Annotated in this window: 29 protein-coding genes; 20 read left to right on the top strand and 9 right to left on the bottom strand. The window is 61.4% G+C overall.

Going from position 1 to position 26,086, the window contains the following annotated elements; genetic code table 11:
- Positions 1-62: 62 nt before the first annotated feature.
- The 4 genes from QOV41_RS07720 to acs form a co-directional block, all read right to left on the bottom strand.
- Positions 63-1,241: an MFS transporter gene (locus tag QOV41_RS07720; RefSeq protein WP_284580582.1), complete on the bottom strand. Its 1,179-nt coding sequence runs from the start codon at positions 1,239-1,241 to the stop codon at positions 63-65.
- A gap of 109 nt (positions 1,242-1,350) precedes the next feature.
- Positions 1,351-2,145 carry a UDP-2,3-diacylglucosamine diphosphatase gene (locus tag QOV41_RS07715; protein ID WP_284580581.1) on the bottom strand — a complete coding sequence of 265 codons (795 nt, stop codon included), beginning with the start codon at positions 2,143-2,145 and terminating at the stop codon, positions 1,351-1,353.
- 91 nt (positions 2,146-2,236) lie between these two features.
- The gene (locus tag QOV41_RS07710) at positions 2,237-3,328 is read right to left on the bottom strand and encodes a glycoside hydrolase family 3 N-terminal domain-containing protein (protein WP_284580579.1); all 1,092 of its coding nucleotides are present in this window, start codon (positions 3,326-3,328) and stop codon (positions 2,237-2,239) included.
- 215 nt (positions 3,329-3,543) lie between these two features.
- Positions 3,544-5,493 (bottom strand): acetate--CoA ligase, encoded by a 1,950-nt coding sequence (acs, locus tag QOV41_RS07705; protein ID WP_284580578.1) that lies wholly within the window; start codon positions 5,491-5,493, stop codon positions 3,544-3,546.
- 175 nt (positions 5,494-5,668) lie between these two features.
- Between acs and QOV41_RS07700 the strand changes: the two genes are divergently transcribed.
- Positions 5,669-6,283 carry a GNAT family N-acetyltransferase gene (locus QOV41_RS07700; protein ID WP_284580577.1) on the top strand — a complete coding sequence of 205 codons (615 nt, stop codon included), beginning with the start codon at positions 5,669-5,671 and terminating at the stop codon, positions 6,281-6,283.
- 3 nt (positions 6,284-6,286) lie between these two features.
- Here the strand turns inward: QOV41_RS07700 and QOV41_RS07695 are convergent, their stop codons facing one another.
- The 3 genes from QOV41_RS07695 to QOV41_RS07685 all read right to left on the bottom strand — a co-directional run bounded on the left by QOV41_RS07695 (position 6,287) and on the right by QOV41_RS07685 (position 9,604).
- Positions 6,287-7,615, bottom strand: coding sequence for a lipopolysaccharide biosynthesis protein (locus tag QOV41_RS07695; RefSeq protein WP_284580576.1), 1,329 nt, complete (start codon positions 7,613-7,615; stop codon positions 6,287-6,289).
- Positions 7,612-8,793, bottom strand: coding sequence for a lipid II:glycine glycyltransferase FemX (locus QOV41_RS07690; RefSeq protein WP_284580575.1), 1,182 nt, complete (start codon positions 8,791-8,793; stop codon positions 7,612-7,614). Before QOV41_RS07690 ends, QOV41_RS07695 begins: the two co-directional genes overlap by 4 nt.
- 112 nt (positions 8,794-8,905) lie before the next feature.
- Positions 8,906-9,604, bottom strand: coding sequence for a YjbE family putative metal transport protein (locus tag QOV41_RS07685; RefSeq protein WP_284580573.1), 699 nt, complete (start codon positions 9,602-9,604; stop codon positions 8,906-8,908).
- 217 nt (positions 9,605-9,821) lie between these two features.
- Between QOV41_RS07685 and QOV41_RS07680 the strand changes: the two genes are divergently transcribed.
- Positions 9,822-10,811 carry a L,D-transpeptidase family protein gene (locus QOV41_RS07680; protein WP_284580571.1) on the top strand — a complete coding sequence of 330 codons (990 nt, stop codon included), beginning with the start codon at positions 9,822-9,824 and terminating at the stop codon, positions 10,809-10,811.
- A 3-nt stretch (positions 10,812-10,814) separates the two neighbouring features.
- On the opposite strand, the gene QOV41_RS07675 is transcribed toward QOV41_RS07680, so the two are convergent.
- A complete protein-coding gene (locus tag QOV41_RS07675; RefSeq protein ID WP_284580570.1) occupies positions 10,815-12,248 on the bottom strand; it encodes a mechanosensitive ion channel family protein in 1,434 nt (477 codons plus the stop codon).
- A gap of 281 nt (positions 12,249-12,529) precedes the next feature.
- On the opposite strand from QOV41_RS07675, the gene QOV41_RS07670 reads away from it, so the two are divergent.
- Positions 12,530-13,792, top strand: coding sequence for a tyrosine-type recombinase/integrase (locus QOV41_RS07670; RefSeq protein WP_284580569.1), 1,263 nt, complete (start codon positions 12,530-12,532; stop codon positions 13,790-13,792).
- A 54-nt stretch (positions 13,793-13,846) separates the two neighbouring features.
- On the opposite strand, the gene QOV41_RS07665 is transcribed toward QOV41_RS07670, so the two are convergent.
- On the bottom strand, positions 13,847-14,341 hold the full coding sequence (locus QOV41_RS07665; protein ID WP_284580568.1) for an Arc family DNA-binding protein: 495 nt from the start codon (positions 14,339-14,341) through the stop codon (positions 13,847-13,849).
- Between the two features lie 93 nt (positions 14,342-14,434).
- On the opposite strand from QOV41_RS07665, the gene QOV41_RS07660 reads away from it, so the two are divergent.
- The 17 genes from QOV41_RS07660 (at position 14,435) to QOV41_RS07580 (ending at position 26,063) form a co-directional block, all read left to right on the top strand.
- Complete coding sequence (locus QOV41_RS07660) at positions 14,435-14,599, top strand: ribbon-helix-helix domain-containing protein (RefSeq protein ID WP_284580567.1); 165 nt, start codon at positions 14,435-14,437, stop codon at positions 14,597-14,599.
- Between the two features lie 96 nt (positions 14,600-14,695).
- Positions 14,696-15,001: a hypothetical protein gene (locus QOV41_RS07655; RefSeq protein ID WP_284580566.1), complete on the top strand. Its 306-nt coding sequence runs from the start codon at positions 14,696-14,698 to the stop codon at positions 14,999-15,001.
- A complete protein-coding gene (locus QOV41_RS07650; RefSeq protein WP_284580565.1) occupies positions 14,998-15,204 on the top strand; it encodes a helix-turn-helix transcriptional regulator in 207 nt (68 codons plus the stop codon). Before QOV41_RS07655 ends, QOV41_RS07650 begins: the two co-directional genes overlap by 4 nt.
- Positions 15,201-15,401, top strand: coding sequence for a hypothetical protein (locus QOV41_RS07645; protein ID WP_284580564.1), 201 nt, complete (start codon positions 15,201-15,203; stop codon positions 15,399-15,401). Before QOV41_RS07650 ends, QOV41_RS07645 begins: the two co-directional genes overlap by 4 nt.
- Positions 15,401-16,132: a hypothetical protein gene (locus QOV41_RS07640; RefSeq protein WP_284580562.1), complete on the top strand. Its 732-nt coding sequence runs from the start codon at positions 15,401-15,403 to the stop codon at positions 16,130-16,132. The genes QOV41_RS07645 and QOV41_RS07640 overlap by 1 nt, the downstream gene beginning before the upstream one ends.
- Complete coding sequence (locus QOV41_RS07635; protein WP_284580561.1) at positions 16,129-16,545, top strand: DUF6074 family protein; 417 nt, start codon at positions 16,129-16,131, stop codon at positions 16,543-16,545. Before QOV41_RS07640 ends, QOV41_RS07635 begins: the two co-directional genes overlap by 4 nt.
- The gene (locus QOV41_RS07630; protein WP_284580560.1) at positions 16,542-16,718 is read left to right on the top strand and encodes a hypothetical protein; all 177 of its coding nucleotides are present in this window, start codon (positions 16,542-16,544) and stop codon (positions 16,716-16,718) included. Before QOV41_RS07635 ends, QOV41_RS07630 begins: the two co-directional genes overlap by 4 nt.
- Positions 16,719-16,995: 277 nt before the next feature.
- Complete coding sequence (locus QOV41_RS07625; protein WP_415926754.1) at positions 16,996-17,325, top strand: type II toxin-antitoxin system RelE/ParE family toxin; 330 nt, start codon at positions 16,996-16,998, stop codon at positions 17,323-17,325.
- On the top strand, positions 17,322-17,660 hold the full coding sequence (locus QOV41_RS07620) for a helix-turn-helix domain-containing protein (RefSeq protein WP_284580558.1): 339 nt from the start codon (positions 17,322-17,324) through the stop codon (positions 17,658-17,660). Before QOV41_RS07625 ends, QOV41_RS07620 begins: the two co-directional genes overlap by 4 nt.
- 673 nt (positions 17,661-18,333) lie before the next feature.
- Positions 18,334-18,771 carry a DUF5681 domain-containing protein gene (locus tag QOV41_RS07615; protein ID WP_284580557.1) on the top strand — a complete coding sequence of 146 codons (438 nt, stop codon included), beginning with the start codon at positions 18,334-18,336 and terminating at the stop codon, positions 18,769-18,771.
- Positions 18,768-19,067, top strand: coding sequence for a hypothetical protein (locus QOV41_RS07610; protein WP_284580556.1), 300 nt, complete (start codon positions 18,768-18,770; stop codon positions 19,065-19,067). Before QOV41_RS07615 ends, QOV41_RS07610 begins: the two co-directional genes overlap by 4 nt.
- Positions 19,054-19,275: a hypothetical protein gene (locus QOV41_RS07605; protein WP_284580554.1), complete on the top strand. Its 222-nt coding sequence runs from the start codon at positions 19,054-19,056 to the stop codon at positions 19,273-19,275. Before QOV41_RS07610 ends, QOV41_RS07605 begins: the two co-directional genes overlap by 14 nt.
- A gap of 139 nt (positions 19,276-19,414) precedes the next feature.
- The gene (locus QOV41_RS07600; protein WP_284580553.1) at positions 19,415-19,831 is read left to right on the top strand and encodes a hypothetical protein; all 417 of its coding nucleotides are present in this window, start codon (positions 19,415-19,417) and stop codon (positions 19,829-19,831) included.
- Entirely contained in the window at positions 19,828-20,109 is a 282-nt protein-coding gene (locus tag QOV41_RS07595) for a hypothetical protein (RefSeq protein ID WP_284580552.1), read from the top strand. Before QOV41_RS07600 ends, QOV41_RS07595 begins: the two co-directional genes overlap by 4 nt.
- Positions 20,110-20,287: 178 nt before the next feature.
- Positions 20,288-20,533, top strand: a complete 246-nt coding sequence (locus QOV41_RS07590) for a hypothetical protein (protein ID WP_284580551.1) — start codon at positions 20,288-20,290, stop codon at positions 20,531-20,533.
- A gap of 49 nt (positions 20,534-20,582) precedes the next feature.
- Positions 20,583-21,878, top strand: coding sequence for a hypothetical protein (locus QOV41_RS07585; protein WP_284580550.1), 1,296 nt, complete (start codon positions 20,583-20,585; stop codon positions 21,876-21,878).
- A 3-nt stretch (positions 21,879-21,881) separates the two neighbouring features.
- Complete coding sequence (locus tag QOV41_RS07580; RefSeq protein WP_284580549.1) at positions 21,882-26,063, top strand: hypothetical protein; 4,182 nt, start codon at positions 21,882-21,884, stop codon at positions 26,061-26,063.
- The last annotated feature ends 23 nt before the right edge of the window (positions 26,064-26,086 follow it).

Below are 26,086 nucleotides of genomic sequence, written 5' to 3'. Positions count from 1 at the left end.
CCCCGCTTGGCAGGACAGCGTCAGGGATGGCTCCGCTTCGCGTCCCCTCTTCTGCCGGGCCTCTAAGCGTCTTTTGGCGGACGGATCCGCAGGGATACCAGCACACAGACGAGCCCCAGCACGGCGACAACGCTGGATGCAAAAAACGACGCCATGCCGAAATGGACCACGAGCCAACCAAACAGCGTCAGCGCCAGCACCGAGGCGCCCTGCTGCAACATGGTGGCAAAGCCCTGCGCCTCGGCAGCATTAGATTCGCTGGTCCAATTGGCGATGAAGTGCACGACGCCGAAATAGCCAAGGCCGAAGCTGATGGCGTGCAAGGTCTGGACGGCAAAGAGCACCGCCACCGGCGGATCGAAAGCCATGGCCGTGAAACGGACAAACGACGCGACGCAGGCAGCCAGGATCATGTTGCGAGCCGTGATGCGGCCACCGAAGCGGCGCCAGGCAAACATCAGGATTGCCTCGCCCACTGCAGCAATCGCGAGCAGGGGTCCAAGGTAGTAATCGGGCACGCCCGAGCTTATCCACAGCAGGGCGCCGAAGCCCCCGATCAGCGCGTGGCTGGAGTTGATAAGGGCGAAGGCCACCAGCGGCAGCACGAACCAGAGCTTGAGCGAATCCTTGAGGCGCGCCTGCGGCACCGCTTCCGCGAGCGTCGCCTGATGCCCCGGTGCCCGGAAGCGCGGCAGCAGAAGGCCGAGCACGGCGCGCAAGGCGCACATGGCCAGGAACAGAGGTGCAAAGGCATCAGCTCCGAAAACGCTGATCAGGGCACCGATCCCGCCCGCGCCAAAAATGTAGCCAACGGTGGCCCAGGCGCGCACCGCGCCGAAATCGGTACCATTGCGCCGCGTCATCCGCACACTTGCCGCATCGATGATCGGCGGAACGGCGCCATTGGTCATCGTACAGGCCGACCAGACCAGGATAACGCCCCAGAATTCGTTGACAAAGAAGAGGCCGATGGGCGCCACAAAGCCGAGCAGGCTGAGGATGATGATGACAGTCCGCCAGTCATTGGCGCGGTCTGCCAACCGGCCCACCAACATGTTCACGGCCAATAGGCACAGCATCGGCACGGCATTGATGATGCCGATCTGATCGGCGGGAATGCCGTTTTGGCTCAGCCAGATGCCGAGAAAAACTGAGCTAACGGCGCCGGGTAGGTAGACCGTGAATTGGTAAAGCGAGGCGCGCGCTTCGGGGGTGGCGAAGCGCGAGAGTGCCGGTGGCATGGTGTGAACTCCGGGCGAAGCGCCGCCCTGCGCCTTGGTGCCCCCAGCAAATCTGCAACGCAAGTCCGATTTGCCGCTTCGCGTCAACTTGCCTGCGGTTGTGGCGGAACTACCCTGCCCGTCTGAGGCGGAAGCGCCGCGGTACGCCCGAGACCATCTCGGTCCACTTGATCAGCTCGAAAACGCCATCCTGGTTTTCGACGATGGCCGTGCAGCTTTCCACCCAATCACCGGTGTTGATGTATTGGATGCCCAATCGGTCGTGAATGTCGGCGAAATGGATGTGCCCGCAGATGACGCCATCGACGCCACTCTGCTTGGCCTCATGCACCAAGGCTTCCTCGAACTGTCCGATAACGGAAACAGCGTTCTTCACCTTCTGCTTGGCCCAAGCAGAGAGCGACCAGTATTGCAACCCGAGGCGGCGTCGAACCCAGTTGATGACAGTGTTGATTCGCAGGGCAGCGTTGTAGGCCCAATCACCCACATGGGCGAGCCACTTGGCGTTCATCACCACCACGTCGAATTGGTCACCATGGATGACAAGGTAGGTCTTGCCCGTCGCACTGGTGTGGATGGTGCGGTCGACGAACTCTATCTCGCCAAAATAGGTGCCGAGATACTCCCGCAGGAACTCGTCGTGATTGCCAGGCAAATAGACGATGCGGGCGCCGGCGTTGGCCTTTTCTAGCAGCAACTCGATCAACGTGTTGTATTCGCTCGGCCAGCGCCACGTCTTGGCGAGGCGCCAGCCGTCGACAATGTCGCCGACGAGATAGATGGTCTCGGCGTCGTGCGAGCGGAGGAATTCGATGAGTTGGCCGACCCTGATCGGCCGCATGCCCAGATGCACATCAGAGATGAAGATGGCCCGGACTTGCCGAACCTCACGATCATCCGCCATTGCGGGTGGGTCTCCTGCTTCGTGGCCGCACTTTAGCCATGCGGCGCACGAGAAGAAACCTCTCTACGTCAAAAGCCGGGGAAAGCTCGTCCTAGCGGATCGTCTGCTTCAGCTGAACAATACGACCGTAGCTCTCTTCGATGCGATCGGCGAACGCGGGGTCCTCCGCCGCCTCGGCAAGCAGGATATCGAGAATCTCCTGATTAAGGCCGGGGCGATAATCGGCTGTGTTGGAAAAGAGCAGCACGTCCATGCCAGCGCGCACGGCGGTCGTCACTGTCTCGTTCAGGCTGAAATGGTCGCGAATGGCCCCCATCTCGAGATCGTCGCTGATGACCACGCCGTCAAAACCGAGGTCTTCGCGCAGCACGCCGTCGATCCAGCGGGCTGAAAGGGAGGACGGCAATTGCGTGCCCGGCTCGGCATAATCGGCGTGATAGAGATGCCCAACCATCACCATGTCGACCACGTCGCGCCCGATCAACTGCCGGTAGGGGTCGAGTTCCGCTTCCTGCCAGCTCTCGGTGATATCAACGAAGCCTTCATGGCTATCGGCAGTCGACGAGCCGTGGCCGGGAAAGTGCTTGAGCGCCGTCAACAGTCCCGCCTGATGATGCGCTTCAATAAAGGCGGCGTCATACTCCGCCACCGTTGCAGGATCCTGGCTGAACGCCCGGCCATAACGGGCGATGATCTGATTGTTGAGGTTGAGGTTGATATCGGCCACGGGTCCGAAATTGACGGTGAAGCCGAGATCGGCCACAGCGGCGGCCATGCGGGCATAGATGGCCTGGGCCTCGGCCGGGGTGTTCTGTGCCGCCACCGTCTCCGCGTTGGGGATTTCGGTGAAGCCCACGGCCTCCGTCAGCCGCTCGACCGCTCCACCCTCCTGATCGAGCGTGATGAATGGTGGCAGGTCAGGCGCCGCGGCGCGAAAGGCATCGTTCATCTCGGCGACAGCGTCGAGGCTCTTGACGTTCACCTTGAGGAACATCACGCCGCCAAGTCGACCCGCTGCGATCTCGCCCCGGAGATTCTCGACCGCGGCGTCATCCGCGTCATCGCCCTGGAAACCAACGGCAATCATCTGCCCGGCCATTTGCTCTAGGGAGGGAGCCGCCATCGCCGCCGAAGGAGTAAGCAAGGCAACTGAAAGGAGCAGGCGGCGAAAGAGCTGGGTCACTAGGCATATTCCATTGGGTGGGATGGGCGGGAAGGTGACGGCCCATTACAGCCGAACAATGACACTTAGGGGGCAGCACCTAGGCTATTTGCGCGATGTGCCGCCCCGTTGCGCGTGAAAGCATCAGAGCCGCGAGTGATTCTGACTCCTGACACTCACTCGCTGGCTCGTAACTGGGCGGGAAGGACGTCGTGGTCGCCACCCACCCCTTTTTCTCAGGCCTGATTCTGCCGATTGGCAATGAGATCATCAACAACGGCAGGATCGGCCAGGGTGGACGTGTCACCCAATGAGCCGAAGTCGTTCTCGGCTACCTTGCGCAGAATGCGACGCATGATCTTGCCCGAGCGCGTCTTGGGCAGGCCCGGCGCCCACTGGATGAGGTCCGGCGTGGCAATCGGCCCAATCTCCTTGCGTACCCAGCTCTTGAGCTCCGCCTTGAGATCATCCGTGCTCGTTTCGCCGCCCATCAGCGTCACATAGCAGTAGATGCCCTGCCCCTTAACGGCGTGGGGATAGCCCACCACTGCGGCTTCGCTGACCTTGGGATGAGCTACCAGCGCGCTCTCCACCTCGGCCGTGCCCAGCCGGTGACCGGAGACGTTGAGCACGTCATCGACGCGGCCGGTGATCCAATAATAGCCGTCCTCGTCACGCCGCGCGCCATCGCCGGTGAAATAGTAGCCCTTGTAGGTCTCGAAATAGGTCGAGACAAACCGGCCGTGGTCTCCCCAGATGGTACGCGCCTGCCCGGGCCAGCTGTCTTTAATCGCCAGCACGCCCTCGGCCTTGGTCGGCTCCTGCACCTTGCCTTCGGGCGAGAGCATCACCGGCTGCACGCCAAAGAACGGCTTGGTAGCCGAGCCGGGCTTGGTCGCGATAGCACCGGGGAATGGCGCAATCATATGGCCCCCCGTTTCGGTCTGCCACCAAGCATCGACGATCTCGCACCGCTCCTTGCCCACATGCTTGTGGTACCACATCCAGGCTTCTGGATTGATCGGCTCGCCGACCGTGCCCAGCAGCCGCAGCGAGGGCATGTCGTGCTTATCCACCCACTCGGCACCCGCACCCATCAGCGAACGGATCGCTGTCGGCGCGGTGTGAAAGATGTTGACTTTGTGTCGCTCCACAACCTGCCAGAACCGGCTGCAATCGGGCCAGGACGGAATGCCCTCGAACATCACCGTGGTCGCACCATTGGCCAGCGGGCCATAGACGATATAGGTATGCCCGGTGACCCAGCCCACATCGGCGGTGCACCAGAACACCTCGCCGCGCTTGTAGTCGAAGCTCAACTCATGCGTCAGCGAGGCATAGGTGAGATAACCGCCCGTGGTATGCAGCACGCCCTTGGGCTTGCCGGTCGATCCGGAGGTATAAAGGATGAACAGCGGGTCTTCGGCATTCATCGGCTCCGGATCATGGAACGGCTCCACACCCGCCGCCGCCTCGTGCCACCAAACGTCCCGGCTGCCCTTCATCGGCACGTCGGCGCCGGTATTGTGCACCACCAGCACCTTCTGCACGCCCGGGCAGTCTTCTAGCGCCTTGTCGACATTGGCCTTGAGCGGAATTGTCTTGCCACCGCGGCGGCCTTCATCGGCGGTAATCACCACGGCAGAGTCGGCGTCGTTGATGCGACCCGCCAAAGCATCAGGGGAGAACCCGCCGAACACCACCGAGTGCACCGCACCGATCCGCGCGCAGGCCAGCATCGCATAGGCCGCCTGCGGGATCATGGGCAGGTAGATGGTGACGCGATCGCCCTTGCGAACCCCCAGCGACTGCAGGACATTGGCGCAGCGGCAGACCTTTTCGTGCAGCGTGCGGTAGGAGATGTGCTCCGCCGGCGCCTTTGGATCATCGGGCTCCCAGATGATGGCGATGTCGTCGCCTCGCTCGCTCAGGTGCCGGTCGATGCAGTTGGCAGCGACATTGAGCACCCCGTCCTCGAACCATTTGATCGAGACGTTCGGGTACTCGAAGCTGGTGTTCTTGATCTTGCTGGGAAACGTCACCCAGTCGAGGCGTTTGGCCTGCTCCGCCCAGAATCCATCAGGGTCGCTGATCGAGCGGGCGTACATCTCATCATACTGCCGGCCGGTGACATGGGTGCGCGCGACCGCCTCGGCGCTTGGCTCGAATAGGAGCTGTTCGCTCATACTCATCCTCCCTCTACTCTCCCACCACCGTTCTAATGAGTGCCCCGGTGCGCCGCAAGGCCTTGACGCACCTTCTCATTTGCCGCGAGCCGGGACAGAGCGTTAACCGCCAGTGGCAACGCTGCTTCGGCTATGGACGACGCTCTGCTACTCTGGAGCAATCAAGGAGGCTGCCGTGACCGACATCGCCGTGCCCGCCACCGAAAATCAAACAGCGGCTCGACCGAAAGGTCCCGCTTTGCTGCCTGCTCGCTATGCTGACCTCAAAATGATCCATGCTCGGCTAATGGAGGCGATTGAGACCTCCCCATTCTACAGCGCCGAGTTCAAAGCCTACGAAACAGCCCGCCTAACCCCGCAATATCTGGCAAGCCTCGTTGATGCCGATCCGCACCACGTGATGGTGATGCAAAAGGATGGTAAGCCGGCGGGGTTCATGATTTCAGGTCCTGAACTCGGTACGCTCTGGCTCTACTGGTCCTATTTGTTTCCAGAAAATCGGCGCTCCAACATCGCGATTTCTGCGATGCGAGCTTTCATCGAACACTGGGATAATGGGCGTTTTCACAAGATCGCCACTTACACCAAGACCGGCAATGATGCCGCGGCGGCAATCATGAATCGCATGGGTTTCCGGCACACAGCCACTCTTGAGCAGCACATCTTCGGGGAAGACTACCTGCTTTATGAACGCATGTTGAACAAGGCAACGCCGGGTTATGACCACGGCACCACCGGCGGGCTGGGCAATCGACTGCGCCGCGCGGCACGTTTAGCGCTGCGGCGCTAAACTCTATTCGGCGGCAACAGCAACTGGGCGGCGACTCCGGAACCACTGGAATATCGAGACGTCGAGCTGAGCAGTCTTCAAAGCAACCCACCACAGGCCGACCGACCAGACAGTAATGGCGATGATCGCGGCCAGCGCCGCTCCCATGAGCCCCCAAATGGGAACCAGTAGCCAATTGCCGACCACCAGCGATCCAAGGCCGACGCCCACCCAGGGCAGGCTGGCATAGGGTCGATCATGGATGGAGAGGACCAGTGAAGCTGGTCCCATCACCGATCGCACCACCAGCGCCAGGCACAAGACTGCCAGGGGCATGGCGCCCTGCGTGAAGGCGGGACCAAAGAGCAGCAAGGCGAACGGCCCAGCCACGAGCATCCCGACAAAAAGAGCAATGGAGATAAGGCTCGCCACCAGATTGGCCTCGCCCACCTTACGGTTGAACTCGGCTCGATCGGCATTGGCTTCGCTCTCGAACATGTCCGGCAAGGTCACCGCATAAACCGCCGCCACCCCGAAGGAGACCAGCGAGAATATGCGCGTGCAGACGCCGAATATCGCCAACTCTTCTCGGCTGAGGCTATGGCTGAGCAGCAGGAGATCGATGTCGAAGAAGAAGTCGGTGGCCAGCGAGATCAGCAACCAGGGCAAGGCGAACCGCCACCAGCGGCTCTGTTCGGTCGGACGCGCCCCCACCGCATCATGGACGCGCGGCAGACTAGCAATGACGAGCCCGAAATGGATCATGCAAACAACGACATAGCCCGCTGCGACCGCCCACAACATGAACGAGAAACCCTCTACGGGTTCGGCGAACAACATCAGACCGGCGATGAAGCCAACCAAAACGATCATCGGCCGGAAAAGGCTGTCGGCGAAGTAGCTGGCGAAGGGGCGCTTTAGGCCGACCAACAGCGCACCGCTGACATAGACCATAGCCGAACAGAAGGCGAGCAGCACCACCGGCACGAAATGGTGGGCCACCACGCTATCGCCCTGCCCCAGCAGGTTCAGCACCACTGGGCCGGCGAGGAGCAGCAGCGCCAACGAGATGGCGACGTGCCCATAGCTGCGCAGCATGAAGGCAAGCAGTTGCCGCCGATCACCACGGGCCCGATATTCGGCGGCAAAGTAGGTGCCCACGGTATGGAAGCCCAACGGCATGACAATCGCCACGAGGTTCACCGTCGCGATAACGATCAGGTATTCGCCTAGGAGTTCTGGCCCCCAGAGCCGGGCGATCAGTGCCTGGGCAACAAAGATGAGCCCGGCCCCGCACAGACGGGCACCAAAGATCAGAGTGGATTGCGACGCCAGCTTGCGGTGGAGGCTCATTGCCCCGCCTCCTCGCTGGCGCTGCGCGCCTGAGTTGGCCTCGTCTTCGGATTGCGCCAGCCGTCTAGTTTTCGCTGCAATGCATGAAAGACGTCACGCGCCGCAAAGGCGCCAGCACCCAGGAGGAACGCCAGTTTCCGGCTGGCATAATTGGCGACGGGCGGGACCGGCACGATGACGCCGGCATCGCCGACCATTCCCTTCTTGAACTGATGCAGGCCCTGAAAGCCGTCGGTGCCGCCCAGATCGTACCATTCGGCACTCGTGTTATCGCGCAGCCAGCGAATGACATGCCAATGGAGGAAGTAGCCGGCGCGCAGTGGTAGCGCCTTGTCGTTGGTTGCGCCATAGAGATAAACGGCGCGGTCCCCGCCCTTGAAGATAATAGCGCCGGCAACAAGCTCTCCCCCGTGCCGCACAAAGAACAACTCGGGCCGCAGATCGGCATCCATAGCCATCAGCGCCGGCATGGTGTCGTAGGCAGAGTGATCGGAGAACTGCTTGCGGTCGGTCATTGCAGCGTACAGTGCTTCGAACTCCGGCAAAGCCTCCGCACTGGCATGTTCAAAGGTGAGACCGGCCTTTTCCGATTTGTTTAGGTGATAGCGCCACTTCTGCGCGAAGCTCTTGCGCTGTTCCGCATCCGTCAGGCGCAGATTGACGATGTAGCGGTTGGGGAACAGCAATTGCGATCCGCGGCGAAAACCCCGCTCGACGAGATGCGCATATTCGTGGTTCACCGGCTCGGTCGAGGCTCGCGGCAGCACCGAGAGCATTTGGCCCCGCCGGTCGGCGTAGTCGGCTATCAGGGCCTCGACCATACCGGCATGCAGGGCCTGCGCATCAGCCCTTATGCGGTCCTTCAGCATGGGCCCCCATTTGGAGACCGCAATGCGCCCGAGACCGAGCGGCAGGCGCTGGATCATCATCATTGATCCGCCCACGACTTCGCCATGGAGCAGGAACAGCATCGGCTCGGGGCTGACGGATGGCCAACGATTTACCGAGAAGACATAGAGCTGCTCCTGGCAGACCTCGTCAAAGCCAGCGATGGTGCGGTCCCATTCGGCACCGCTGACGATCCGCGTCTCCAGCTTAGGTACGAGCAGGCCTTTCGATTGCGCTCCAGAATGCGCAGCGTCCCCGGCATCCACCAATCTCTCGGCGATCGCACTCATCCAGCCAACTCTCTTGCACGTCTCAATGGAGCGAACGCTAACGTGGCAAGGTGAGCAAACTCCTAGTGACCAGAGGCGAAGCCGGCAAAGCTTCGCCCGTGGTTACCAAAGGCTAATGAGCAGCGGCCTCGGCTGCAGCGTGTGGCGTATAGACGAATGGGATTTCCGGAATGGTGATGAACTCGCCCGCGCCCTCAAGAACCATGCGCAGGGCGACAAAGAGAATGATCACGAGACCGACCCAGGCGATCCACCGGAAGCGATGCAACAGGCGGGCAATGAAGGTCGCAGCAACGCCCATGAGCACCACCGAGAGCGCCAGACCGAAGACTAGCGCTTCGAAGTGATGCTGGGCGGCGCCAGCGACAGCCAGCACATTATCCAGCGACATCGAAACATCGGCAATGATGATCTGGATAACCGCTTGGCGCAGGGTCTTGCGCGGCGCCTTGCCCGCGACCGTGCCATCCGCATTGAGATCGGCACCGGCCAGGGCTTCGGTCGCCTCTCCTTCCGCCTCGTGTGAGACCGAAAGCTCGCGATACATCTTCCAGCAGACATAGAGCAGCAGGATGCCGCCGGCGATCAACAGGCCACCGCCAAGAGAAAGCAATTGCGTGGTGACAAGCGCGAAACAGATGCGCAGCACTGTTGCCGCCAGAATCCCGATCAGAATCGCCTTCCGCCTCAGGTCTTGCGCGAGCCCGGCAGCGGCCAATCCGATCACCACCGCATTGTCACCGGCGAGCACGAGGTCAATCAGGATGACTTGCAGCAACGAGCTGAAAAAGCTCGGGTCGATACCGAACATGAAAAGTCCTTTGAGGGAAAGCAGAAGGCGGGAGAGCAGAAGCTGCAGCGCTATAAACCTCTGAACCGACGCTGAAAAGCTGAGAAATGACCCCGCTCCGGACAAAGATCGCGCAAACGCGAAAAGTGACTGGCGCAACGACAAGCGTCGCGCCGCCGTTGGGATGCTATCCGCGGCTGGGGGGCAGCCGCCCCTTCTTGTTTTGCGGAGACACACAATGTTGCGTTCGACCTGTCTTGTTCTTCTTGCCGGCACTGCGCTGGCCACCCCGGCCTTGGCCCAATCCGAGCAATCCTCCGATCTGAACCTGGAAGCGATTAACACTGCCTCCATCGATACCCTGCTGGAGGACCAGACAGATGGTGGAAGCGGCCCGAACCCGCTGATTGCGCGCTTGCAGATCCTGCTGGACCGTGCGGGTTACTCCCCAGGCGTTGTCGACGGCTACATGGGCGAGAATGTGCGCAAGGCCATCACCGCCCTGGAGCTCATCAATGATCTTCCCGATGATGGCGAACTGGACGATGACGTCATCAAAATTCTGCAAACAGATGCGGACATCGCAACCTCCTACACGATCAGCCAGGAAGACGTGGAAAAGGTCGTCGAGCCCCTGCCGGAAGATTACTCCGAACTCGCAGCGCGCGACTATCTCGGTTTCACCAGCGTTGCCGAAGGTATCGCCGAGAAGTTCCACATGGACATCGACTTCCTCAAGACCCTGAACCCGGACGCCAGCTTCGAAGAGGGCGAGGAGATTGTGGTCACCCAGCCCGGCGATCAGATGGAAGGGGATGTCGCGCGCATCGAAGCCGACAAGCAGAACGGGCAGGTCCGCGCCTATGACGATGAGGACAATCTGATTGCCGCCTATCCCGCAACCGTCGGCAGCGAGAGCAATCCTTCACCGAGCGGCGTTCATACGGTCCGCGCAATCGCCCCAGAGCCCACCTACACCTACGACCCCGAGGTGAACTTCCAGCAGGGCGACAACACCGAGACCCTCGTGCTTCCACCTGGCCCTAACAATCCCGTCGGGATCATGTGGATCGATCTTTCCGAACCCACCTACGGCATCCACGGCACGCCCGAACCCGCCGAGATCGACAAGACTGCGTCGCATGGCTGCGTGCGCCTGACCAATTGGGATGCACAGGAACTCGCAGGCATGGTGGAGCAAGGGGTCGAAGTAGAATTCGTGCAGTAAAGCCTAGCGCTTGAGGAGGTTCTCGGACGCTTCGGGAACCTCCCCGCGGGACTGGTCCCGCACTTCCTCGGTCTCGTTGGTCAGCTCTCCCTCGCCTGCCGTGGCGTCTCGCCTCTCGGCAGCATCGGCCGCGGCATCGATCGGCTCCTCTGGCTGGAACGGCGCCATCGGCTCTCCTGCCGGCCTCCCCTGTACCTCTCCCATCTGCACCAGGGGAACGCCCTTGGGGAAAACCACCTCACGCGCGGGATCGGGCAGTTCGATGCCCGCCTTGAGGAGGGCCCGCTTGGTCAGGCGGAGCAGAGCCGAATTTGCTTTGGCCGGGGAGTAGGTGCGGCTGTCGAACCAATAGCTGACCTTGAGGTTCACCGTGGCGTCTCCCAGCTGATCGACAAGCACCAGCGGCTCGGGGCGGTCCAGCACCGCGGGATGATCAGCCAGGATTTCCGAAATCAGCAATTGCGCCTTGGCGACCGATGAATCGTACCCGATGCCGACGGTAAACTCCGCCCGCCGGGTCGGCGTGCTCGAATAGTTCTTGATCGTGCTCTTGAACACCGTGGCATTGGGGATCTGCACATGGTTGCCATCGAGCGTCAGCAGCACCGTGCTCCTGGTGTTCAGGTTCTGCACGATCCCGGTTTCCCCCGCCACCTCGATCAAGTCGCCCGTGCTGAACGGATTGCGCACGCTGAGCAGGAGACTGGCAAGGAAGTTCTCGGCGATGTCGCGGAAGGCGAAACCCACAATAATGCCGATAAGCCCTGTACCACCCAAGACCGTCACTGCCAGCCGGGTGAGCCCCGCCACCTGCAGCACAAAATAGATGCCGAGCAACAGCACGGGGATCGAGATCACCCGGACCACCACGCTCCGTAGCAGCGGCGAGGGAATGCGTTCGGCGAGCAGGCGTTGCGCGACGGCCGCGACCAGCGCGGCAAGGAGCCAGGCAAACGCGGCTATGGCGACCGCAAGAACCACAAGCGGCAGGCTCTGCCCGACGCGGCGGGATAGCCGGTCCAGTTCCGCGCCGGCCCGATCAAAGGTGGTAGCGAAATCGGCCCCCAGCTCCATCCGGTTGACCACAGCAACCGTGCCTTCGGTGTTCTCCGCCAGAGAGACCGCCCAGCTTCGGTGTTCGGCGGTGTCGCTGACGCCATCGAGCGTGACCACGCCCTGCCGCACGCCCACCCGTACGTCCTGGAACCAGCCGGTGGATTCAAGAATGCTCGCGAGCCGGTCGGCAATCGCTTGGTCGGGCACGTCCTGCTCGAGCGGCACGGGTTCGGTGACAGCTTCACTCTCCTCGGTACCCGTCAGCAGAGTTGTAAGATCGTCCTGCGCTGCCAGAGGAACAAAGGAAATGCAGGCACTCAGCAAAACGCCGAGAACACTGCCGAACATAATGGAGCGGAAGGGCTTGCTGCGCAGGGACATACCGCCAAATGCGCCAAGCACAAGCAATGTTCCGCCTGCTCGTCAGCAGCGTTTAGGTCCAGCCAATGTCGTTAGAAGACTTTGGTGGGTGCACAAGGACTCGAACCTTGGACCCGCTGATTAAGAGACTGCGGATCGCATCTATCAGGGGGTAACGGATCAGAACGTCCCCACCCCCTGAGAGCCGCAGAAATCAAGGCGTTGATGGCATACGATAGCGCTTGATATTATCGCGGGGTAACGTACCATAACGCAAAACCCTGTTTACCCCGGTGATACCCATGGCGAAAGTTCTGACCGATAGAGCCATCAAGGCGCTGAAGCCAACGACCTCCCGCCAGGAGGTCGCGGACGGTGCAATGCCGGGCCTCTACATGGTGGTGCAACCCACTGGCGCAATGAGCTGGGCCTACCGCTATCGCAGCCCCGTTGACGGCAAGCCACGCAAGCTCACCATTGGTCGCTACCCTGCCTTTGGGCTGGCTGATGCTCGCAAGTCTGCAGGCGCTGCCGCTCGCTCTGTGGCGGAGCAGCGCGACCCCGGCGCCGAGAAGCTGGCAGCGAGGAAGTCGGCACAGGATCGCTCCGACCTCGTGAACGAGCTGCTCAACACCTTTGTCAGCCGTCACGTCGACAAGAAGAAGGATTCCACGGCCAACGAGATGCGACGGCTCATTGATCGCGAGGTTCGGCCGGCATGGGGTAACAAGAAGATCCACGCGCTGCACAAGCGCGACGTGGTGGAGCTCCTGGACGGCATTGTTGAGCGTGGCGCCGAGACGACCGCCAACCGCGTCTTTGCCCTGCTCCGTCGCTTCGGCAACTGGTGCGTAGAGCGCGGTGTCCTTGAGACGTCATTCGCTGCCACGGCCAAGGCGCCGAGCGAGGAAGTTTCCCGCGATCGCGTTCTCACTGACGACGAAATCCGCTGGTTATGGGCAGCGACTTCGAGCGGCGTTCTATCCGCTGCCACCCGTCTCCTGCTGATCACTGGCCAGCGCCGCGGCGAAGTGGCGGGAATGACCCGCGCCGAGATCGCGGCCGGCGACTTGTGGCACATACCGCCGGAGCGCACCAAGAACGGGCTGCCGCATGACGTGCCGCTGTCTGGGCTAGCGCTGGAGACCATCCGCGCAGTCCCGGCGCTGGCGAAGTCAAAGCTGGTTTTCACCACATCAGGCGATACGCCTGTCAGTGGATGGTCGAAGGCAAAGCGAGCCATTGATGCTGCAATGCTCAAGGCTGCTCGTGCGGAGGCGGTGGAGCGGGGTAACGACCCTGAGGCTGTCTCCATCCCCGAATGGCGCATTCACGACCTCCGCCGTACCGCAGCGAGCGGCATGGCCCGCCTGGGCCAGCCGGTGCATGTGGTCGAGGCCATGCTGAACCATAAGAGCGGCACCGTCAGCGGCGTTGCTGCCGTTTACAACCGCTACTCCTATGCCGATGAGAAGCGCCGAGCGGCAGATGCTTGGTCGAGCTATCTGGAGACGCTCGTATCGGGCAAGCCGTCCAACGTGGTGCCCATCAAGGCCGCTGGCTAAGGCGGCTCGTGAGGTACGGGGAAATCCCGTACCCTTGGTGCCGCTTGCGGACGCTCATTTGATATCGGTCTTCAGGTTGGGTCTGGTGAGTTCGTCAAGCACGCGGGATCCCTCCTCTAGATCGCGATCGCGGTCCTCCCAATGCTTCTCCATGAAAGCTCTGCCTTCCGGTGTCGACCAGTACCTGAGGTCGCGACCGCCGGCAGGCTTGCTCTCGTCTGGTGGTAATATTTCTGCTGCGACTAAGCCTAACCGGATTAGTTCCGCGGCCGCTTCGTGCCATGTTTCTGCTTCCGAATAGCTTGAGGCATACACGCCAATCGCGTCTGATATTTCGGCGCCGAACAGGTCGTTCATTCGCTTGGCAAGCACGAGCTCGCGGATGCGCTCAAGCAAAACGGCGTCACCAAAATTATCTTCGAAGGACGCCTGGAGCCGCGCAACGACCTCGGCTTTGAAAGCCCGATTGTTGCTCTGCGCCTCTTCCTCCAGACGCTCCTTAAGCTCTATCGGCAGGCGAATGTTGATCTGTGGGTCGTTTCTAGCCATGCGCATTCTTAAGCACGGTGCTTATTGACATGCAATAGCACATCATGCTCTAAGCACGGTGCTTAATCACCGTGCTTAACAAGGAGCTATCTCATGGCGCGTATCGATCCCTCCCTGGTTGTTCGGCTCCCAGCTGATCTCAAGGAGCGACTGAGGCAGCAGGCGCAGGACGAGCGTCGCACCCTCACCGGTCAAGTCATCCACATGCTGGAAACCGCGCTACCACCGGAAAGTACCAAGCAAGGCAATGCCGCATGATCGCGCAAAAAGGGCCACGGCTGGCACCGTGACCCTCCTGAGCACCGCCCTGGCAGGCGGCACATGTCTTCCCCGAATCCCAGCATAGGAACGGAAATGACCGGCCCTGATACCATCGAGACCCCTACCGCGACAGTCCATCGCGAAGAGGCGGACAACTACGATCGAATAATCCTCCAGGTGAACGACGCCCTTCGGATCATCGAGTGCAAGGACGGCATCCAATGGATCGGCCAGCATCGCGCCGGCCAGAGAGCGGGTGAACCCCGGTGGCGCAGTGCTTGGTACCACCGCACCAGTTCGACCTTAGAGGCAGCCTGCCAACGATCGGGAGCCGTCCTGAGCGATGAGCAGCGGGCGGTCATCGCCGCCCTTCCCTCGATCTGCGGGAGCCGAACATGAGCGTCGACACCGAAACTCGCTACCTGACGTCAGCGCAGGTCCGACACCGCTTCGGCGACATCAGCCCAATGTCCTTGTGGCGCTGGTCGAACAACGCCAGCCTCGCCTTCCCTCAGCCCATGAAGATCATGGGCCGCAATCTCTACAAGGAAAGCGACATCATCGCCTGGGAGGAGGCGCAGCAGAAGGCGAAGGCATCATGAGCCGGCGCCAGCAACAGCAGTTCCGGTCCGAGACGGTGACCATCGGGCATGATTGCATCGGGGCCATCTATCTCACCGACCGGGGCTTTGAGTGCTTCGACGCCCAGCGCAACTACCTCTTCACCGAAGTAACGCTGCAGGGCAACAGCAGGCGTCATTACGAACGGCACCGTGACCGTGAGGAGGTGGCAGCATAGTGAGGTCCATCCTTCAGCAAAGGTTCGATGTCAGGTGCGAAGGCCTCAACACCGGCCTCACCCACTTCGGCAGCGCGATCTTCCACACTGTCGCCGTCGAAACCGACCGACCATTTGATCTCGGGCTGCTCCGGCTGCGGGAGATCGAGACCACTATCAAATCCCGGCACGGCTTCATCGTCCCCGATCCAGAAGACACCGACGACCGCCCCTGGTGCTTGGACTACGGCCGCGCCGTCCAGTGCTCCGTCACCCCGCAAGATCTTCACCAGTGGGCACGGCGGTGGATGCCCTGGGCAATGACATCGGAGTTAGACCAGATCATCGGGCAGGAGGGGTGGCGCCGGTATATGATCGGTGCCGACGCAATTGCCGACATGCTGATGGTGTCAGCAGTCGAGCGCCAAGCGCTCGAGCTGCGAACGATCGGGGCCTATGACGTGCCGAAGGAAGTTCGGTTAGCTGCTGCCAAGATCGCGAAGCAGGAGAGGGATCGAGAAAGGCAGTCGGCGAGGCGTCGCGCCGAAGGGCGCGTCGACCGGCAAGCGTATCTCGAAAGTTCCCTTTCGGCACGGAAGCCGTGGGAGGCGTTGGGTATCAGCCGGCGAACTTACGAACGCCGACGGCAGCGTGACGCAAGTGTGTCGCCCCTCAGTGTCTCTATTACTAATGGCGACGGACTTGCGACATCGGTCGAGGCGGTCGAGGAACAGGTGAGGAATGTGGCATGACACCAGAACAACTCGAGCTCTTTCCGGGAACAGGACGGAACGCAGTTGCCGCCGAGCAGGGCAGTCGCCCTTCCCGGCCCGAGGCACCGTTGACAGAATTATCAAAGGTGAAGCCAGCACCGCGCAAGAGGAAGGCGACGACGGTTAATTGGCGGATCCCAAAAAACTCCGCGGTGCCGTTCCCCGTCGATCGCCAGGTGGCCTATGTGCGCATGATCGCCCGAGCCCTCGACGCTCGCGACGAGCGTCTGGCGGCGAAGTACTGGCGAACCGAGTGCAACCGGCTGATCGGCAGGCTGCAGGTTCAAGGTTTCACCGCCGACGTCATTGCCGCTGAGGTGAGACGGTTCGCCAATGCTGTGGCCCTCGCCCGTCGTGACGACGATCGGCAGCAGCCTGGCGGTGCCGCATGACCATCACCCGTCAACAAGATGGCCGATGGGCAGTGGTGAACGATGCTGGCGAGACTGTCAGCGTACACCGAACGAACAGCGAGGCGTGGCGGGCGCTAGACCGCCTCGCCAATGAGCCGATCAACAGGCGTGAGGACATCGCGGACTGGGCATGGCGCAGATCGCTGGGGTGAGTGAGTAAAGCAAAAGTAAAGCATTCCAAAGCGGAGTCCTGCCATTTTCTGGCGGGGCTTTCTCGTTATGGATGACCTATCGGCAGCGCCGATGAAAGCAAATGACAGCATGTTGGCCCAGGCGCATGGTGTCGCGCCAAGGCTTTATGCCGGTCGCAGATGCCGACAATGAAACCTTTAATCAGTTGTTGACGGAACTACGTTTAAGACGTAGTCATTAGGTATGCACTGTGTCACAGAAACCCAATCCTTTCGGCGTGCTGCCGAGCAGGCAGGTATGACCGAAGACGAGGTCATGCGGCTCAAAAACCTACTATCAGAGAACCCCGACGCGGGCGATCTAATCGTAGGCACTGGCGGCGCTCGAAAGGTCCGCTACGCGAAAGCCGGAAAAGGCAAGAGCGGTGGGTATCGGGTGATAACGTACTATACGGCCGACGACATCCCGGTCTTTTTAATGGATGTGTATGCGAAGGGGGAGAAGATCAACCTGACGCCAAAAGAACGCGTCGAGCTGAAAAAGGAGCTGGACTCTTTCGCCGAGGAATACCGGGCAATGGTCCGAGAGAAGGTATCAGAAATGCGAAGGTCGGAGAAAGCCTCATGAGTACTGCCGGAAAGCGGCTGCTAGGTGCGGCCAAGGAAATGCGGGCAATCGCGCGTGGCGAGGCGAAGCCCGCGCACATGCTCATCCCTCCGGATGTTGACGTGAAGGCAATACGAAAAGGCCTGGGTCTCTCCCAGGACGAGTTTGCAGCGGAGTTCTGCTTTAGCATCAACCAGATCCGCGATTGGGAGCAGAACCGCAAGCGTCCGCTCGACGCTAATCGAGCATATCTAATGCTGATCCAGGCCCAACCGGCGCAGATCATGCAAGCACTACGAGAAGTTCGCGCCCAAGCCGCTGCAGCCCCTGAGCTCAAGAAGGTCGCTCAAGGCTAAGCCCTATTCGAGCCCTGTCATGTTCCCGAAGCCCCGCCATCCAGCGGGGCTTTTTCTTTGTATGGCTCGTGCCCCGTGGGCGACAGCCATATCGCTCGGCTCAGCCACTGTCGCCTATCGCAACGGCGGGTTCCTCATGAGCCACTCAGCCATGGGGGCATTTGTGGGCAAGGCAAACCTGTGACTACGTGTCAGCTCAACAACGCTTAGGGTGTCCCCAGGCTGAAGGTATGGCGCAAGGTGCGATTCGAGGCGGGCGGCATCCTGCCCCAGCCTCAAGTCCACCAACCAGTTGGATGCTCGCACCTGGTACCCGCAGAGCCGCTTAAGCTCACTGCGTAGCTTCCGGTATGGCTCCGTATCCTCATCGCTGTGCGCAAGTTTAAAGGTGATTACAAAGCTGGTGATTTTCTCGCTCCGCCGCAGCGGGTACATAGGCGACTGCTCTAGTCCGGCTACACGACGGCCGCAAGAGCGCAGAGCGTTTCGCGGCCCTTCCGAAAATACGGACCGGAAACGGTGCATCGGCGGAAAACCAAGTGAGCCGCGTTCTGCATTGATAGCAACTGATACATCATCAGCGGTGCATTTCTGTTTTACCTTATGTGCACCAACGGGTTATAGTGTCCCGAAGTAAGGTGATCCCGCTAAGGGGTAACACAAGGGTAGCAGAATGACAGCACCGGCACCCACTGGCCGAACAATCGGGGGGCGGTTCGCTGCAGGCAATCCCGGAAAGCCGAAGGGTGCCCGCCACAAGACGACCCTGGCAATAGAATCCCTGCTGGACAAGGATGCTAATGCCATCACCCGCAAAGCCATTGCTTTAGCCAAGGACGGGGACATGACGGCGATCAGGCTCTGCCTCGAACGACTGGCGCCCCCTCGCCGCGGACGCACGGTGCACCTCCCCGACATGCCCAAGGTCGAGAGTGTGTCGGACGTGCCAAAGGCCATCGCCTACGTACTAGAGCAGGTGGCGGGCGGCGAAATCACCGCAGATGAAGCCGCCGATATCACTGCCCTACTCGGCCGTTACGCCGAAGCCTGCAAAACCATCGAGTACGAGGAGCGACTGAAAGCTCTCGAGCAAAGGTTCGGCCAGCGATGACAATCGATAGGCGCCTCACTCGGCTAGAGCAGATCGGCAAGCCGAGCCTCGGACGGCAGATGACGAAAGAGGAAGCGGAGCAGTTCTGGAGCGCTCACCTCGCAAAGCTCAACGACACCCAGCTTGAGCGGTTCGAGGAGTTGATGATCAAGGTGGGAGCAGATGATCCGATCAACGATGACGAGGACGTTCGGGAACTCGCTGCCCAACATTTCGGCCCCGATCAGGTAGCCGAGCTGCGAACCATGTTCTTGGCGATGGGACTTGGCGAGGAGTGGGACCATGCAGGGCATTGATCAGCGTCTGGCCATGCTGGAGCGCGTGGCGCCGGTGGCAAGCACCCGCAATTCACCCGCCAACACAGCCCGCGCAAAACTCTCTGCCCTTGTGCTGGAGCATGGCGGCAGGCTGGACGGAGAATCTCTCGCAGAGGCCACGGCCCGCGTGCTGGGCATCACCTCCAGCGAGGTCCTCTCGCAACTCAAGGAAAGGGCAGGCACCTGATGCAGGTATCAATCGAGATTGCTGCTATGGGCGAAAACCAGCAGCCGACCACAAGAGGCAGCGACCCCGGATGGTGCGACATGAGCCAAGTCTGCCCTCCATCTCCGCTCACCCCTCTCATGCACCTCGGGAGGCATGCATGCCCATGTACCAGAAAGACCTAGATATCGGGCAGCCGGACGGCCACTCGACGATGCACATGGCGGTGCATCACCTGCAGCTGGCGGCGGCGATGTTCGATCGGTTTCCTCCCGAAATGTACCTCTCTGTGCTGCATGTCCATGCCGCCGACATCCCTCAGTCGGTCAAGGGCATGCTTGCCGCTGTCACGGCCCAGATGGAACTTGAACTCTGGTTGCGCGACTGGAAGGTGAACGCACTCGAGGAAATGAAGGCTTTTGCCGACGACGATCCGGCCATGGATTCCATACGGGACCGGTATGCCGAGAAGGCCCGTGAGCACTTGGCAAGATCCGGCATGAGCGAAGAGCAGATTGCCTCAGAGCTTGGCGACCTTGCGGCGGTACTTCGGGAGCTTCGAGAGGCCAGCGCTTGAGCAACGGCCCTAGCACCATTCTGATGATGCCCGACGAGGTAATGCCCCTCAAGCGGGCTGCCGATTATGCCCAGCGGAATGACAGCACGATGAAGCGATGGGTGAAGAAACATGGGATCGGACGGCAGGCCGGCTCCCATGGACGCATCGAAGTATCGATACTTGGGCTCTCGATGGTGTTGCACGAGGACTGGCCCGCTCTTGAGGCCCTCAAGGCTGGGGATAGATCGAGCCCACTGGTGCGACGGCATATCGAGCACCTGGGTCTACCCGGCTGATGCCCCCCGGTCATGACAGGTTTGACAGGCCCCACTGTCGCTAGTCCGTTCGACCATCGGGTCGGCGTGATCAGAATGACCTAGTTTGACCTACTATGCTCAGTGCCCCGCCCATCCCGGATAGGCCATTCTCCTTCCAATGAAGCGGCATTCGCCGCAACTCAAACGGGAGGTGTTCATGAGCGCCAATCGCAAACAGGTCATCGTGCCAGTCATGCTGAATGGCGGCAGGGTTACGCTGGGCTTCCGCGAGGCCCTGTTCGCCGCGGCGGCACGTGCCGGCACCAGCGTGAACGAATATGTCCTGCGCAGCGCGGGCCGTCAGCTGGTCGAAAACGGCTTTGACCTCGACGGCGTGTTCGATCCTGGCGACCTGCATGCTGTCGACAAGCATCCCGGTCGAGTTAGCGAGCAAGCAGCATGATCGGGGCCGCTCACCTGGCCTTCAACACCTACGGCATTTAGGAGGCCAGATGGCGGACCTTCCAGAACTACAGCACCTCACCACACGCAATCGGGTCAATGTGCGTCCGGTTTCCATTCCAGTGGCGCCGCTCGCCGCCAGACCTCAGGCCGGATCCACTCCCGTCTATGTGCCGCCCGCGGCCAATGGTGTGAAGCCGACATCGCCGAGCGAGGTGATGCCAGTCGCACCCGCTCTTCGCGCTGCACCTGCAGCAGTCCCGAACTTCAGCAATATAGCGGCTGCGAGAGCCATTGAGGGTGGGGAGGACCCGGGTAGCCCGTTCTCTGCCTTTGCTCAGGGCTGGATCAAGTCGACGGCGGAGCGCGAGCAACTCGAAGCTGCAGCAACCGAGAAGTTGTCGGCTGAGGCCGAAGAGAAAGCCGCACGCGAGACCGCCGCGGCAGAACTCGCAAGATACCCCGATCTGGCGCGCCTAGTTCAGATCAAAGGTCTGGACGTATCTCAGGCCTTCGATCGTGCCGAGGAGCGCGATGCCGCGGCCAAGCAAACCGGTCTCGAGGCGCAGACCAAAGCTGAGACGGAGGCTGAGAAGGCCAGTATCGTTGAATGGGGCTACGCTAACGGCCACGAACTTGCGGCAGAGAAGCTCGAAAAGGGCATCATCGATATCGATGGTTTCGCTGCTGAAATCACGCCTGCGGCGACCAAAGATGCCCCAGAGACTGAAACCTTCTATGACGAGGAAACTGGCGCTGAGTACAAAGCGCAGTGGAACCCGCAGACCGGTGAATGGGAGAAGGTTGGCGGGTCAAAGACTACAAAGGGTTCAGGTCCAGCCGATACGACCGAGGCAGAGCGCCGCAACATGGCCATCTACAATACGGTTCTGCCAGAGCTAAAGGTCATTGAGCAGAACTGGGAAGCTCTTGCGTCCATCTATGACCAAGGCATGAGCCGGACTGGCGCAAACATGCTGACGCAAGAGGATTATCAGCAGGCCAACAACTCGGTCTATGTGGTCGCGCAGCATTACCTCTATAGCCTCTCTGGGCAGGCAGCGCCCGAGGGTGAAGTGCAGCGTGTTGCGGAAAGCATCATGCCCCGGATCGGGGAAAGCGCCGCAGCAATCGCAGATAAAAAACGACGGCTCGAGACTTACATCGGCACGATCCGCCTCAACGCCGGCCGTGCATATGAGAATGCGGTGCAGCAGGGCATCGTGGATGCCCCAGCCGATCAGGTGCCGACTGCGAACCCACCTGCAGGTGCAGCGAGCACTCCGGCCCCCTCAGACCTCACAAGCCTAAGCGACGATGAGCTACTGAACCAGTTGGGGATATGAAGCATGGCATCTCGAGCTGAAATTCTTCTGGAGCTGGATCGCCGCGGAAAGCTGCCGGCGAATCTCCAGCCGGCGTTGGCCGAGGCAAAGCGTCGGGGCCTGATTGGCGCGGGAAATAGCCCAGCGCCGTCCACATCTCCTGCCCAGACTGATATTCCCGCCTCCATCCCCAAAGTCACAGGCCTTGCCGAGAACATCGGCGCTGGCTTCGATAGCGGCGTCAACATGGCCTTGGGGGCGCCCGTTGATCTTCCGGTCTGGCTCGGCAACAGCGTCGTCAATGCGACGAACTCCGGCCTGGAGATCGCCGGTGCCGGCCGCCCGATACCGAACATTCCCGTCGACCTACCGGGAAGCCGCATTGGCTGGGAACGCACACAAGAGAACCTGGGATTCACGCCTCCGAGCGCTGTAGAGCCCGCTGACACCGGTCAGCGCCTGGCCCGTGCCGGTGCAGAAGCCATAGGGTCGGCCCTTGTGCCCGAGGCGTTAGCGGTCAAAGGCGCTCAGGTGGTGCAGACTGCTGCTCAGGCCGCTAGCCCGGTACTTCGAAAGGTGGTGGACACCGCAAGCACCGCCTTGGGCACCGATGCAGCAGCGACGGGCATGGTCCGAAACCAGGTCATCAACGCCGCAGCGGGTGCTGGTGCTCAAGGCGGCATGGATGCCGCGCCTGAGCCGCTGAAGCCGGTGGCTGGGATCGTCGGTGGTTTGGCTGGTGGTGGTGGTGCAGTGGCAGTTACGGCCGCTCCATCAGCGGCGCGTAGGGCCGCATCAGCTGCTCAAGATTTTGCCGCTCCACTATCGCCCGCAGGCAGGGAAGAGCTCGCTGGCCGTCAACTCCGCGAAAACGCCACCAGTGGCGGACAGGTGATCGAGGACATCGAAACAGCACCTCCGCCTGCTGTGCCAGGGGCCGAGCCAACAACGGGCCAGTTGACCGGAGACCTGGGGCTGCTCGCGCTTGAGCGCAAGGCGATGAACCAGCCCGGCCAAACCGAGAAGTTCACTGAGCGCCGCGCACAGCAGAACTCAGCCCGCATCACGGCCCTGAAGGGTCTCGAAACGGGCGGCAACCCTGTTGAAGTCGCCAAGGCGGTGCGAGCCCACATCGACCAGGCAGATGCCGCGGCCGAGACGGCAACCGAGGGCGCACTGGCAGGCGCTCGGTCGAGAGCCGCAGCGGTTGGCGAGGGGCGCCCGCCCGATATCGTAGGCGACGAGATGCGGGGAGCTCTAGAGGAGGGTCGCGCCGTCGCCAAGGAGCGCGAGAGCGCCCTCTGGAGGGCCGTTGATCCGGACGGCTCGCTGGCGTTACCGGCCAGCAGCACCAAAGATCGAGCCGACGAGATCATCACTAAGCTACCGGCATCCGCGAAGGCTCCAGAAGGCGAAGAAGCTGCGGTGCTGGACCTGGCTCGCGGCTACCAGGACGTAGTGCCTTTCTCCGAACTAAGTGCCCTGCACTCCCGGCTCAAGACGGCGATGGCCGTCGAACGAAACACCAATGGCCGCACGCCGGCATATCGACGGATGTCGATGATGAGCAGCGCGATCTTCGATGACATGGAGAAGGCAGTCCGCCGCCAGGTGGTGCAGGACAACCAAGCCATCGCCAGAGGAGATTTGGATCCCGCCAATTCGATCACCGCCAGGCTGAACGACGTTACCGTGCCCTCGGCAGGCAAGATGGTCTACACCCCATCGGGACGGAAGGTACCGGTCGAGTACCAGGTCGTTGATGCCGATGCCCTGGTGCCATCCCAACTGGACGACCTCCGACCAAATCCCCGCTTCGATGCAAGTCTTCAGCCACGTGACAGAAGCCGGGCTGCCAGTGATGTGCAGATTGCCCGCATAGCCGGTGAGCTCCAGCCAGAGCGGCTGGGACCGTCTGCATCGGCTGCGGAAGGGGCACCAATCATTGGCTCTGACGGCATGGTTGAGAGCGGCAATGCCCGGGTGCTGGCCATCAGGCGGGCCTATCAGCAGAACGGCCCTCAAGCCGCTGCCTATCGCGAGTATCTTGCTTCTCAGGGCTTCGACACTTCCGGCTTGGCAAAGCCGGTGCTGGTGCGGCGTCGGACGGTGGAGATGTCACCCGAAGCCCGCAGCCGGTTCGTCCAAGAGGCCAACGCGCCGACCACGCTCACCATGTCGGCTGGCGAACGTGCCAGAACAGACGCCTCTCGGCTCACACCTGATCAGCTTTCGCTCTACCGCGGTGGTGACCTTGACGGATCCCAGAATCGGGACTTTGTCCGCGGCTTCCTCAAGTCGGTGGCCGATCAAGGGGAAGAGGGAGCGTTTACGACAGCCGACGGACGGCTATCCCTGGAAGGCACACAGCGCATGCGGGGCGCCCTGCTCCATGCGGCCTACGAGGATGCCCCGCTCGTTGAAGCTCTCACCGAGAACGGCGACGAGAACATCAAGGCATTTGGAAGAGCACTCACCGACCTCGCCGGCGATGTTGCCAAGCTGAAGTCTGGCATCAAAGCCGGGCAGATTGACCCCGGTGCCGATCTGTCCAAGCCCTTGGTGGAAGCCGCCAAGCTGGTGCAGGACGCACGGCGGCGAGGCATAACCATCGCGGACGCCGTGGCCCAGCAGGATGCGTTCTCAAGGCTCTCGGACGATGCCAGAGGCGTTCTCAGTTCGGCTTACGGCCAGAGCTTAAAGGGACGGCTGTCGCAAGAACGCTTCAACAGTTTCATGAGAACTGCTATTTCAGAACTCGAACAACAGTCCACAGAAGCCCGCTTGTTCGGCGAAGCTTCTAGCGTGGGAGATGTTCTTCACGGAGTCACTGCCCGCTATGGCACAACCGACCAAGCCTCCCAGCAGTCCGCTTATAGCCCGAGCACTTGGCAGGGCGGCGGAGAAGGTCGGCAAGCAGTTCGGGGACCTGGATCTGGTTCGACAAGGTCGGGCCTCTCAGAAGCGCGCGGACGAGATGGAAGCGAACGAGTCCTCGAACAGCCCCAGCTTGAGCCCAACTTCGACCAAGCCGCGCTAGACCGGCTCGGCACTGCTCGCCAGGCAACTACTGAGCGGGCAAGCACCTTCGACAACAAGACCCTGGGTCCACTGACCAAGCGCCCCTCGGAGGTCGCGCCCTACAATGTCTCAGCCTCTTCGGTCCCCGCCCGCATCTTCAAGCCCGGGGCCAAGGCCAAGGACGACATCCGGACCTTCCGGCAGGCGGTAGGCGACGAGCGCGCCATCCCCCTCCTCAACGACTATGCCGTCAATCGCGTCCGAGCAGCGGCAATGCGGGAAGACGCCACCTTCGATCCGCTGAAGCTCGCGGCCTTCCGCCGGAGCCATGCCGACGCGCTTAGTGAATTGCCCAAGCTGAATGAAGCCCTTTCATCGGCAGAGAAGGCTTCCAAGTTCGCACAGGAGGTCGCCAAAACTCAACGTCAGGCCACGGCAGAGCGGCAGCGGTCCTCCTTGGGCAAGCTGCTCAATCTTGATGATCCGGAGGACATCGTCCGAACCGTGGGCGGCATGTTCGGCAAGCCTGACAGTGTTCGCCAGGTGCAGACGCTGCGACAGGCAGTCGGTGACGACGCCGACGCCAAGGCGGGGCTCAAGCAGGCCGTGGTCGACCATGTGATGACCAAGTTCATCTCGAACACGGAAGCTGGGACCAGTCAGCAGAACCTCATACGGGCTGATCAATTCCAGACCTTCGTGAAGACCAACAAGCCAGCGCTGAAGGCGGCAGGCTTCGCTGATAATGACCTCTCGATGCTGGAAGGGGTGGCAGAGAGCATTCACCAGGCCAATCGCTCGATCGCCTCCATCAAGGTGCCCGGTTCTCCAGGAACTGCGCAGGATCTGCTCAAGGCCAAGTTCGCCGACAAGATACCGTCGCTCCTGGGCAGGGCGGTTGTGAGCGGCACGGCCGGGGCTGGCATGGTCTCCTTCTTCTTGGGCAACTTCATCGGGACAGGCGCCGCAGTCGGGGCAATCCTCCTCAATGCGGCCCGGCAAGCAGGGCTCGACAGTGTGGATGACCTGGTCGCCGATGCCTTGCTAAACCCAGAACGAGCTCGCGTGCTGATGCTCAAGGCTAAGCCGGAGCAGATGCCCAAGGTCGGGCTCAACCTTGCCCAGATGTATCGGCGGGCGGCACTGGCAACAGCCAGCTCGCTCCATGAGCCAGAGGCTCAATAATGGACTGGTCCACACGAGGGAGC

This window comes from Devosia sp. RR2S18 (assembly GCF_030177755.1).
GTDB lineage: Bacteria > Pseudomonadota > Alphaproteobacteria > Rhizobiales > Devosiaceae > Devosia > Devosia rhizosphaerae.
The sequence above is the reverse complement of the archived record's forward strand: the minus strand, read 5'-3'. Positions and strand labels throughout refer to the sequence as shown.